Here is a 12,239-nt window from a genome sequence, read left to right on the forward strand (position 1 = left end):
CACAACTCCTTTTGACCGCAGCGGTCCGTTCAAAAAAGAAAAAAGAGTCCGCCGCAAAATGGCAACGAACTCCTACCCGTCCCACAAAAGCCCGGTTGCCGCAGGCATTTTTTGTGTGTCAGGATAGCCTAGTATCTGGCTTTCACAGTAACGGACTTGCGCAGGACTTCCACCTGCTTCCTCTGCTATCCTGCATTCAGTTTTCTTATTTTTCTACCCATTTATTAAAGAAAATATGCCCTTTGTATTTATCTGAAGACGGGGATAAATACAATACATCACATTTTTTCTCATCAAGTCCCAGGTTTTCAAATGCCTTTGGGGTCATAAAATATAAATAGTCAAATTCTGTTTTCCCTGAGGGAAGTGTAACCCCGTTAATCAGGCGCTTGCCTTTCCCTTCTTTATACAGCTTGTACGTCGACATTGCGTTTCGCACCGCTGTTCTGGTATTCGACAGATAGGGATTGGGAATAGAGTTCAGATTCTTCAGATATTTTGTAAGAACCCCTGTTCTGGCAGGTTCGAACTGCTTTCTCTGATAGACAACCGTCCGCAGGTCATTGGGAAAAGCACTGCTGTTCATACGGTTTAAAATCACCATAACAACCGCCGACATTCCGGAGATTCCCTGGTCTCCGGCCTCCGCGTATGCAATCGCTGTGAGGAAATCCTCGTCGGAGACCTGAGGATCTGTGGCATAGCTGGCCTCTACCTTATAAATCTTTCCGTTAGAATCTCTTATCTCAATATATCCGCCGGATTCCACTACTTTGCTGCCGATACCGGCAGCGTCAAAGCTGTATTTGACCCCTCCGATCGTGAGAATACAGTTTACCGCCATGGCTCCGTTATCCCTCAGATAGTAGTTGCCTACCCAGCGTCCGGCGGCCATTGCCCCGCTTCCATCCATGTAATACCAGATGCCGCCTATTTTCTGCCAGCCTGTAAGCATGGCTCCGTTTCCGTTAAAGAAATACCAATGACTGCCGATGATATTCCATCCGGAAACCATGGCTCCGCTTCCGTTCAGATAATACCAGGTTTTCCCAAGCTGAATCCATCCCGTAACCATAGCCCCGGAACGGTCCATATAGTACCATTTGCCCTTTACATAGGTCCAGCCGACAGCCATGGACCCGTTTCCGTTCAAATAATACCATTTATTCCCTATAAAATTCCAGCCCGTAGCCATAGACCCGCTGGCATTCAGGTAATACCAGGTATTCCCAAGCTTCTGCCAGCCGGTAGTCATAGCCCCGGAACGGTCCATGTAATACCATTTGCCCCGTACATAGGTCCAGCCGACCGCCATAGCTCCGCTGCTGTCCAGGTAATACCAGGTTTTCCCAAGCTGCAGCCAGTCAGTGGCCATAGTCCCGTCTTCTCTGAGATAGTACCAGGTATTCCCCACCTGCTGCCAGCCTTTGACCATAAATCCATTGCTGTCATAGTAGTACCACGCACCCTTTTCCAGGTACCATCCCGTGACCAGAGCGCCGCTGCTGCTCAGAATATACGTGTGATTTCCCTGCACCAGCTTCCCGGTCTGCATCACACCATCCGCATTCAGATAGAACCACTGCTTCCCCACAAGCGTCCAGCCGGCAGCCATAACTCCGGAGGAATGAAAATAATACCACTGGTTTCCCAGCAGCTTCCAGCCCGTGGCCATAGAACCGCTGCTGTTCAGATAATACCATTGGCTCCCCAGCTTTTTCCAGCCTGTGGCCATAGTCCCGTCCGGCTCCAGGTAATACCATACGTTCCCCAGCTTCTGCCACCCTGTGAGCATAACGCCTGAGGAATTAAAATAATACCATTTCTGTTCTATGTACACCCATCCGGTCATCATCCAGCCATCTGTATCAAAATAATAGATGTTTCCGTCGATTTCCTTAAAAGCTGATTTGGGATAGCTTCCGTCATATTCCCTGAACCACCATTTGCCGGACTGAAGGATCCACTTTCCCTTACCGTAATCGCGAATCCAGGCTCCGTCATCTCCTACAAACCAGCTTCCAACCCACTGGTTCACAGCCATAGTTCCATCTTCCAGAAGATAATAATTTCCTGCCCACTGGCTCACAGCCATGGCTCCGTCCGAAAGAAAGTAATACCACCTGTCCTCCAGGAGAACCCAGCCTGTTTTCATCCACCCGTCTGCATCAAAATAATAGGTCTTTGTTCCGATTTCATAGAGTCCGTCTGCCGGATATGTGCCATCCGCATACCGGTACCACCACTTTGTACCCTGTGCGGAAGTTTCCTGACTCACCCATCCTTCACTGGCTGTCCGCATGTCTCCAGTCTCTGTCTGTACTTCTTCCGTAGGATTTTCTTCCGCAGGAATCTCTTCTCCGGACGGGTCTGTTTCTGCTTCTGCCGGTTCTGCATTCTCCAGAATATCCGCAAATTGTCCTGCCTCCAGCTGCTCCCCCCGGGCAGTGACAGGTGCGCACATACTGAAGGTCAGCAGATATAGTAAGGCCTGTACTTTCAAGTCTCGTTTCATGCTGTACCCCTTTTTCTTATGTCATTCTTTGTCCGATCATGCTGCTTAGACTTATCCATTATATAATTTTATTCGGTAAAAGTCAATCGGAAGGAACTGGGGGCAGTGTCCCAAAAGCGCGAAAAAAGATGGCTGTATGCAGCACATAAATTATGCCTTGCATACAGCCATCCACGTTTCTGAAATTACAATTCAGCGCCGGCAGACAGGACTTGCCGGTATCTGGTCAGATTATAATACAAACCATGCCGCCTTTGCTGTCATTTACAATTTTCTGCATGGTATCCTGGAGCTTCACCTGACTTTCGTCGCTGATCTGTACGAGCTTTGTATGGATTCCGTCTTCTACCAGCTGCTCAATGGATTTACCAAAGATATTTGTCTGCCAGATGCTTTCCTGGCGCTGTTCCCCGGCTTTGATATACGCAATCAGATCTTTTGCCTGCTCCTCGCTTCCCACAATAGGGGCAATCTCCGTCTCGATGTTTGCTTTTATCATATGAATGGACGGACTAGAGGACTTTATTTTAACTCCGTATTTATTGCCCTGCTTAATGACAACCGGTTCTTCCAGAACAATTTCACTGCGATCCGGAGTTACCACCCCGTATCCTTTACCCCTAACAGAGGAAAGGGCATCCTGGACCTTAATGTACTCTTCATGCATTCTGGAAAGCTCTTTCATGGTGTGAATCAGCTGGTATTCGTCAGAGATATCTACCCCTGTCATTTCACTCAATATCTCGTAATAGTATTTTTCATCCATTTCCAGATGTACCTTTACCTTGCCTGTGGCAAGATCTACCTGATCAATAACAGCTTTATTAATGTAGGAAGAAGACATCTGGAGATTATCCTTTGAGATATCTCTGACATACTTCACCTTCCCCAGCAGCTCTTTAATATTAGCAATCAGGTCAGACTTCAGATAGTGGCTGGGAGGCAGCATCTCCACCCATTTAGGTATGTAGAATTCCAGCTGAACTACCGGAAATTCATAGAGAACCTTTTCCAGAATCCGCACGATATCATCTTTTCTTAATTGTTCGCAGTTGACACTAATCACCGATGCGTTGTATTTCTTCTGCAGAGACTGTACCAGCTGCACGGTTTCTTCTTTATATGGTTTTTGCGAGTTTACAAGCACCAAAAACGGCTTCCCCTGCTTTTTTAACTCCTGGATTGTCTTCTCTTCACTGTCTATGTAATTATTTCTGGGAATTTCACCGAAGGAGCCGTCGCAGGTAACCACAAGACCTATGCTGGAGTGTTCCTGAATTACCTTTTGTGTCCCTACTTCTGCCGCCTGGTGAAAGGGGATCTCATAACTGAACCAGGGTGTTTTGACCATGCGTTCCTTTTCCTCTTCCATATTCCCGGTGGCTTCCGGCACCATATAGCCCACACAGTCTATCAGCCGTATCTTTGCTTTCACATCATCACTCAGTGTAACCTCTGTTGCCTCCTTGGGAATAAATTTCGGCTCTACAGTGGTAATCAGCTTTCCGGAACCGCTCAAAGGCAGCTGATCTCTAACTTCTGCCTGCTGGTCCTCCGGCATATTCGGCAGGGCAACCAGCTCCATGAAGCGGCGGATGAAGGTAGATTTCCCGGTGCGTACCGGGCCTACTACGCCGATGTAGATTTCCCCTTTTGTGCGGGCTTGTATATCTTTATACACATTATATGTATCCATTCAAAATACCCCCTTGTTATACTGATACAGTATATGCAGGGGGGTATCCTTTCTATGACACTATTTTAAAGCAAATCACACGCCGTGTAATCTTACTGCTCTCCGGGCATCTTCCAGGCATGGTGATCCGTGTGCAGCAGCTCATGGGAGCGGTGTGACAAAGGTCTCTGCAGATAGCACTCATAGCACTTCTGAACCGATGGATTCTCGTGGGAAAATCTCAGATCACTGACCTTATCCAGGCCGTAGAGATTATCGGCACGGACGCCTGCCAGTTCTTCTCCGTCTTTAATCGGCTGTCCGCCTCCGCCTGAGCAGCCGCCGGGACACGCCATGATTTCCACAAAATCATACTGTACTTTGCCTTTCTGCAGGGCGCGGAGCAGCTTTCTGGTATTGCCCAGACCGCTGGCCACGGCAACCTTAAGGGGGGTTCCGGCCAAATCAAAGGTGGCTTCCTTCCAGCCGTCCATTCCTCTCACTTCTTTAAAGGCATCCGGATCGGGATTCGTCTTTGTCACAAGATAGTAAGCGCTCCTAAGAGCAGCCTCCATAACCCCTCCGGTAGCTCCAAAGATTACGCCCGCACCGGATCCCACGCCCAGAGGCATGTCAAACTCTTCCTCCTCCAGATTTGCCGCAACGATATGTTCCGCACGGATAAGGCGGTCTACCTCTCTGGTGGTTAATACAACGTCAACGTCCTGGCCGGCTCCCGCATCATTCATGTTGGGCAGGGCACACTCATGCTTCTTGGCCAGGCAGGGCATAATGGATACGGAAAAAATCTTTTCCGGATCTACGCCTAAAAGATCTGCATAATAACTCTTGGCCATTGCGCCGAACATCTGCTGGGGTGACTTTGCAGAAGACAGCTGATCTACCATATCCGGGAACTGGGATTTGGCAAAGCGCACCCATCCGGGACAGCAGGAAGTAAACATCGGGAATGTTTCTTTCTCTTTATTTCCCAGACGTTTCAAAAATTCACTGCCCTCCTCCATAATCGTAAGGTCAGCCGAAAAATTCGTGTCAAATATATAGTCAAATCCCATCCTTCTCAGAGCGGATACCAGGCGCTTCACAGTGGCAAACTCCCGTTTTAGCCCCAGACTTTCACCCCAGGCGGCACGGACAGCAGGTGCAATCTGTACTACCGTTATTTTATCCGGGTCAGCCAGCGCATCGAATACGATATCTGTGTCATCCCGTTCTCTCAAAGCCCCTACCGGGCAGTGGGTGATACACTGTCCGCAGAGTGCACAGTCAGAAGCTTCCAGCTTTCGGTTTCCCGACACATCTACCGTGGTGCGTGAACCTGTATTAGCCAGATCCCAGATGCCAAGCCCCTGTACCTTATCGCAGATCTGAATGCAGCGCATACATTTAATACATTTCTTATAATTGCGGTACAGCGGAAAATCTTTTGTAGATTTGCTGTGGGGAAGCTGTGTTTCATAGGGGACTTCCAGAATTCCCAGGTCATTGGATATTTTCTGAAGATTACAGTTTCCGCTTCTCACACAGGTGGGGCAGTTCCCTTCGTGCTGGGACAGAATCAATTTTACATTTGTCTTTCTTGTCTCCCTTACCTTGGGGCTGTTTGTATATACGGTCATCCCCTCTTCCACAACATTGTTGCAGGAGGTAACCAGCTTTTCTTTTCCTTCTATTTCTACCACACAGACACGGCAGGCACCAATTTCATTAATTTCCTTCAGATAACAAAGGGTAGGGACAGGAATGCCGGCAGACGCTGCTGCGTCAAGAATGGTAGTGCCTTCCGGCACTTCTACTACCTGATGGTCTATCGTCAGTTTTACCATTTGTCAATCCTCCCTCCTTTAAACACGCCGAATCCAAAGTGATCGCAGCGAAGACATCTCTTTGATTCCTGGCAGGCCTCCTCATGGGTCATACCGCACTCGATAAGTTCAAAATCATCCTTCCGTTCCGCGGCATCCCTTTCCTTCATATTTACCCGGCCGCAGGCGGGTCTGTCATCCAGACGGATCTTCGGAATCTCCACATCAGTGGTAATCTTGTGGTTGTAGCCCAGATACTCGTCAATATTAGCGGCAGCTACCTTGCCCGCTGCGATTGCCCGGATCACGGTTGCCGGTCCGGTGACACAGTCTCCGCCGGCAAAGACACCGGGGATATCCTTGATTCCGCTCCAGCTGAGGGCCTCAATTACACCCCGCTTCACAGGTATTCCGTAAGCCTCAAAGGATTTAGACTCAATGCCCTGGCCTATAGCCACCATAACGGTATCACATTCCAGACGCACTTTCGGGGCATCTGCGGCTTTTGGCGTGGGGCGTCCGCCTCTTACCTCACCGATAATCTGAGGCTGTGCCCAGAGTGCAGCCACCTTTCCGTCCTCATCCTTCTCGATATGGGTTGGGGCCATAAGTTCCATCACTTCACAGCCCTCCGCAATGGCGCCCTGTACTTCCTCAGGCATAGCTGTCATATCAGGAATTCTTCTCCTGTATACAATACGAACCCTGTCAGCCCCCAGACGCACCGCCGAGCGGGCTACGTCCATTGCCACATTGCCGCCGCCGATTACTACAATATCTTTTCCTGTAAAGTCTGGAACCTCATTATCTCCAATGCTTCTCAGAAGCTCTACCGCGGAGATTACTCCGTCCGCATCTTCTCCTTCAATCCCTATCTTTTTATCGATATGGGCGCCGATCGCTATGTAAACGGCATGGAACTGGTTGCGGATATCAACAATATTGGGGTTTTCACCAATGGTTACCTCTGTCTCGACCTTCACCCCGATGGACAGCAGGGTTTCGATCTCCTTGTCCAGCACAGTTCTGGGCAGCCGGTAATTGGGGATTCCATACCGGAGCATGCCTCCCAGCTGCTTTCTCTGTTCAAAGATTGTAACCTCATGTCCCATCAGCGCCAGGTAATAGGCAGCGCTGATGCCTCCGGGTCCGCCGCCGATCACGGCAACTCTTTTGCCCGTTTTAGGCGCAGGTGCGGGAAGGGGAACATCTCCTGCATGATCTACCGCATATCTCTTGAGCCCCCGGATATTGATGGCGTCGTCAATCATATTGCGCCGGCATCTTGCCTCACAGGGGTGTTCACAGATCAGAGCACATACAGAGGGCATAGGATTGTCTTTGCGGATCAGGGAAACTGCATCTGCATACCTTCCCTCTGCAACCAGAGCAACATAACCGGGAATATCAACGCCTGCGGGACACAGTGCGACACAGGGTACCGGCTGATTCAGCTCGCAGGTACACCTGCCCCTTAATACGTGCTCTTCAAAATCTTCTCTGAAACCATTGATACTTTTCAGCACCATATTGGCTGCCTCGTATCCGATGGCACAGTCAGCGGAGTAATAAATGCCTCTGGCCGTTTTTTCGATTAAATCGATGGTTTCCAGGGTGGCATTTCCCTCCAATACATCCTCCATTAAACATTGCAACTGTCCTAATCCTACACGGCAGGGAACACATTTTCCACAGGTTTGCGCGTGACAGACCTTTAGAAAAGATACCGCTAAATCGACAGGACAAAGTCCCGGAGGACTGGCTACAATTCTTCGCTCCAGATCTTTGTAGAGTTCTTCTACTGTTGTCTGTGCTTTGTTTTGTGTAATTATACTCAGTCTACTCATGAGTACCTCCTTTCCAATCTCTTTCTGCTTTTTTTAACGCTTTGGGAATCTAGTTCCCTTTATTAAAACAGTTGCTCAGTGACTTCCCATATCACCAGCCTGCTGTTTCCAAAATGTTAATTTTTTGACATATAGATTATAAGAAAGATTGCGCTTTCGCGCAATCTCCGCCTGCGGCGGGCTGTCGCAGACAGCATCTTCCTTTCCGCCGCAGTGTGATCCCCCGGAGGGTTTTTTATTACATAGGGAACAAAGTTTCCTATGTAATAAAAATAGGGCCAGCCGAAGCAGGCGAGCCCCATCTTTATTCGTCTACACTGGTGTCTATGATTCTTGGTTATGTAATAACTGATGTACTTTGCCTTTTAATAATCCATCATACAGAGGAGCAATCAAAGGATTCTCGTCTGATTTCTTTATAATTGTTACATTGTCCGCATTATACAGACCTTTTTCTCTGGCAGCCTTTGTGCGGTCGCCGGCTCTTGGCGGCTGTCCGCCTCCCATGATACAGCCTCTGCGGCAGGCCATTACTTCTATTAAATGATAGCTGGCCTCTCCATTCCTAACCCGTTCCATCACCGTTCTGGCATTGGCCAGCCCGCTGACGATACAGATATTAAGCTGAGTATCATTGTATGGCAATGTAACCTCTTTGATTCCCTCACTGCCTCTTACCCCGCATTCAGAGATGGCATCCAGTTCTACTTTGCTGTGTCCCTCTGTCATACGGCGCAGAACCGCCTCTGTCACACCTCCGGTCACGCCGAAAATCATACCTCCGCCTGAGCTGAAGCCAAACGGCATATCACAGGCTTCTGGATCCAGCGTCTCAAATTCAATGCCGGAATTGCGGATCATGCGGATTAATTCCGTGGTAGTGATTACGATATCTGTATCCTGTTTGCCTCTTGTAAAGCTGTTGGGACGGATTGCCTCCATCTTCTTCGCTGTACATGGCATAACAGAGACTACAATTGTTTTCTTTCCGCCGGAATTTTTAGGACTCCGGTAATATTCTTTGATCACAGCTGAGAACATTCCCTGAGGGGAACGGCAGCTTGATATATTTTCAACAAATTCCGGATACTGGTCATGTACAAACTTAACCCACGCCGGGCAGCAGGAGGTAAGAAGCGGCAGATTCTCATTCTGCTCCAGTCTCTCCAGAAATTCTTCTGACTCCTCCATTACGGTAAGGTCGGCACTGAAGGCAGTGTCATATACCTCATCAAATCCCATTCTGTGGAGAACATTGACAATCTTGCCCATCACGCTTCTGCCTTTTGTAAGACCGAAAGAATCCCCCACTGCTACTCTGACCGCAGGAGCAATCTGGGCCACTACCCTTGTATCCTTATCCGCCAGGGCATCCCACACCTCATCCATATGAGTTTTAATGGAAATGGCACCGGTAGGACAATATACCCGGCACTGTCCGCAGTTTACACAGTCCGTTTCGGCCAATGGTTTGTCAAAGGCCGGCATAACCATAGCTTCTGTGCCCCGGAAGGCAAATCCAAGAGCGCCGATTCCCTGAATCTCCTCACAGGCTCTCACACAGTCGCCGCAGAGAATACATTTGTTCGGATCTCTTACGATGGATGGAGAACTGGTATCCAGAGGACGAATCTCCCTGGTATTCTCGAACCGAACGTTGGTAACACCCATTCTGTGGGCCAGCTCCTGGAGTACACACTCCCCGCTCTTCACACAGGTCGTACAGTCTCTGCAGTGTGCTGCCAGCAGGAGTTCTACAATTAACTTTCTATATTTCTTGATTTTTCCTGTATTTGTATAGATTACCATTCCGTCCCTTGGCTCTTCGGAACAGGAGGCAAAGGTTCTGCCCCGGTCATCCTCTACTGTGCATAAGCGACAGGCACCAAAAGTAGATACTTCTGAATGGTAGCACAGGGTTGGCAGGGAGATACCCGCTTTCCTGATTACAGAAAGAACATTCCTTTCATCGGTAAATTCCACTTTTCTACCGTCAATCATCATATATCCCATGTCAAATCCTCCTATGCTTCAATATATACTGCATCAAATGCACAGTTATCCTTGCAGGCACCACACTTAATACAGAGATCGTTGTTGATGGTATACGCTTCCTTTAACTTACCTGTAATTGCCCCAACCGGACAGTTCTTCGCACACTTGCTGCATCCCTTGCAGAATTCAGGATTGATTTTAAAAGAGCGAAGAGCTTCACAGGTTTTGGATACACATTTCTTCTCCACAATATGTTCCACGTATTCGTCACGGAAGGTACGCAGAGTACTTAATACCGGCAGAGGCGCACTCTTGCCCAGTCCGCAGAGAGCCATGCTCCGCACCATCTCAGCCAGTTCCTCCAGCTGATCCAGGTCTTCCAGTTTTCCTTCTCCCTTTACAATCCGTTCCAGAATCTCCAGCATTCGCTTAGTTCCCTCACGGCAGGGGACACACTTGCCGCAGGATTCTCTCTGGGTAAAGCTCATAAAGAACCTGGCAACCTCTACCATACAGGTGTGCTCATCCATAACAACAAGACCGCCGGATCCTACAATTGCATCGTATTTCTTTACAGAGTCAAAGTCCAGGCCCACATCCAGGTGAGGGGTAATCAGACATCCGCCGGAGGGTCCGCCGATTTGTACCGCCTTGAATTCTCCGCCGCCTTTGATTCCGCCGCCGATATCGTAGATAATCTCCCGAAGAGTAGTTCCCATGGGCACTTCCAGCAATCCGGTATTCTCAATGGCTCCTGTAATAGAGAATGTCTTGGTTCCCGGGCTGCCCTCGGAACCAATGCTGCGGAACCACTCGACGCCTTTGAGGATAATGTTCGGAACATTGGCAAATGTCTCCACATTATTCAGTACGGTAGGCTTTTCCCACAGTCCCTTCTCCACAGTTCTCGGAGGCTTCACACGGGGCATTCCCCTGTTGCCTTCAATCGATGCCGTCAGCGCACTTCCCTCGCCGCATACAAAGGCGCCGGCGCCCCGGTTAATATGAAGATGGAAGGAGAAATCACTTCCCATAATTTTATCTCCAAGCAGATGATACTCCTCCGCCTGAGCGATCGCCATTTTCAGACGGGCTACAGAAAGAGGATACTCCGCACGAACATATATGTAGCCTTCCTGGGCGCTTACCGCGTACGCCGCAATGATCATACCCTCAATCATCTTGAAGGGATCGCCCTCCATTACACTTCCGTCCATAAATGCTCCGGGGTCTCCCTCATCGCCGTTGCAGACTACGTAGCGTACCTTTTCCGGCTGCCTGGCCACCTGTTTCCACTTTCTGCCCGCAGGGAATCCGCCGCCGCCCCGTCCGCGGAGACCGGACTGGTCGACAACCTCCACCACCTCATCCGGTTTCATATCAAAAATAGCCTTCGCCAGCGCTTTGAAACCGCCGGAGGCAATATATTCATCTATAGATTCTGCGTCTATATTTCCGCAGTTCTCCAATACAACTCTTGTCTGTTTTGCGATAAAGGGGATATCCTTAGGTTTCGCAAAAGCCTTTTCTCCCTTGTGATAGAACAAACGCTCAACCGGTTCTCCCTTCAGCACGGTGCGTTCAAAGATCTCCCGGCAGTCCTCAAGCTGTACCTTCACATACTGGTAGTGATAGGGTTCTATCCGGATCAGGGGACCTAACTCACAAATGCCCTGACATCCTGTCTTTACAACGCCAATGTGAGGAACATCCTTTTCCATCTCAACAGTTACACCCTCCAGATCTGCGCAGAGCTTTTTCATCTCATCGTAAATCTTCTGAGAACCAGTGGCAATACATCCGGTTCCGGCACATACTAAAATTCTGCAGTTGTAGGATTTGATCTCTTCAGAAGCAGCTTTTCTCTGCTTTTCCAATTCTTTTCTGCTATTGATAATCATAAGCCTTCACCTCTCAGTTCTTCCACTAAAGCCAACGCTTTTTCAGGAGTCATATTAGGATGCACTTCATCATTCACGGTCAAGGTAGGAGCCAGTCCGCAGGCACCCAGACAGGATACTGTTTCAACAGTAAAAAGCATATCATCTGTGGTGTGCTTTTTCTGGCTTAATCCTAATTCTTTAAACAAAGCTTCCAAAATAGGTGTGGATTTGCGGACATGGCATGCAGTTCCGTCACATACTTTGATTATGTACTTGCCTTTCGGCTCAAAGGAAAAATTCTCATAGAAGGTCGCTACACTGTATGCCTTTGCTTCCTTCACTCCAATCTCTTTTGCCACGTAAGTAAGTAATTCCCCTGGCAGGTACCGGTATTCCCCCTGGATGTCCTGCATAATGGGAATGAGCGAACTGGCTTTTCGTCCATAATGTTCGATGAACTCATCTGTCTTGGTGTAATAAGACTGATCTAGCATTTGT

General features: G+C 48.8%; 7 protein-coding genes. All 7 read right to left on the reverse strand.

Features of this window, described 5'->3' with window-relative positions:
* Positions 1-205: 205 nt before the first annotated feature.
* On the reverse strand, positions 206-2,515 hold the full coding sequence (locus tag ACGHCT_RS13830; RefSeq protein WP_390436363.1) for a cell wall hydrolase: 2,310 nt from the start codon (positions 2,513-2,515) through the stop codon (positions 206-208).
* Between the two features lie 226 nt (positions 2,516-2,741).
* A complete protein-coding gene (spoIVA, locus tag ACGHCT_RS13835; RefSeq protein WP_072853484.1) occupies positions 2,742-4,211 on the reverse strand; it encodes a stage IV sporulation protein A in 1,470 nt (489 codons plus the stop codon).
* Positions 4,212-4,303: 92 nt separating this feature from the next.
* Positions 4,304-6,037 (reverse strand): NADH-dependent [FeFe] hydrogenase, group A6, encoded by a 1,734-nt coding sequence (locus ACGHCT_RS13840; RefSeq protein ID WP_072853482.1) that lies wholly within the window; start codon positions 6,035-6,037, stop codon positions 4,304-4,306.
* A complete protein-coding gene (locus tag ACGHCT_RS13845) occupies positions 6,031-7,863 on the reverse strand; it encodes an NAD(P)-binding protein (RefSeq protein ID WP_072853480.1) in 1,833 nt (610 codons plus the stop codon). The genes ACGHCT_RS13840 and ACGHCT_RS13845 overlap by 7 nt, the downstream gene beginning before the upstream one ends.
* Positions 7,864-8,187: 324 nt before the next feature.
* The gene (locus ACGHCT_RS13850) at positions 8,188-9,876 is read right to left on the reverse strand and encodes a [FeFe] hydrogenase, group A (protein WP_072853478.1); all 1,689 of its coding nucleotides are present in this window, start codon (positions 9,874-9,876) and stop codon (positions 8,188-8,190) included.
* Between the two features lie 11 nt (positions 9,877-9,887).
* A complete protein-coding gene (locus ACGHCT_RS13855; protein WP_072853476.1) occupies positions 9,888-11,759 on the reverse strand; it encodes an NADH-ubiquinone oxidoreductase-F iron-sulfur binding region domain-containing protein in 1,872 nt (623 codons plus the stop codon).
* On the reverse strand, positions 11,756-12,235 hold the full coding sequence (locus ACGHCT_RS13860) for an NAD(P)H-dependent oxidoreductase subunit E (protein WP_072853474.1): 480 nt from the start codon (positions 12,233-12,235) through the stop codon (positions 11,756-11,758). Before ACGHCT_RS13860 ends, ACGHCT_RS13855 begins: the two co-directional genes overlap by 4 nt.
* Positions 12,236-12,239: the final 4 nt, after the last annotated feature.

The organism is Lactonifactor longoviformis (assembly GCF_042848515.1).
GTDB lineage: Bacteria > Bacillota > Clostridia > Lachnospirales > Lachnospiraceae > Lactonifactor > Lactonifactor longoviformis.

Coding starts and splice junctions, on each gene's coding strand:
- ACGHCT_RS13830 (WP_390436363.1), bottom strand. CDS start 2,515: ATGAAACGAGACTTGAAAGTACAGGCCTTACTATATCTGCTGACCTTC.
- spoIVA (WP_072853484.1), bottom strand. CDS start 4,211: ATGGATACATATAATGTGTATAAAGATATACAAGCCCGCACAAAAGGG.
- ACGHCT_RS13840 (WP_072853482.1), bottom strand. CDS start 6,037: ATGGTAAAACTGACGATAGACCATCAGGTAGTAGAAGTGCCGGAAGGC.
- ACGHCT_RS13845 (WP_072853480.1), bottom strand. CDS start 7,863: ATGAGTAGACTGAGTATAATTACACAAAACAAAGCACAGACAACAGTA.
- ACGHCT_RS13850 (WP_072853478.1), bottom strand. CDS start 9,876: ATGGGATATATGATGATTGACGGTAGAAAAGTGGAATTTACCGATGAA.
- ACGHCT_RS13855 (WP_072853476.1), bottom strand. CDS start 11,759: ATGATTATCAATAGCAGAAAAGAATTGGAAAAGCAGAGAAAAGCTGCT.
- ACGHCT_RS13860 (WP_072853474.1), bottom strand. CDS start 12,235: ATGCTAGATCAGTCTTATTACACCAAGACAGATGAGTTCATCGAACAT.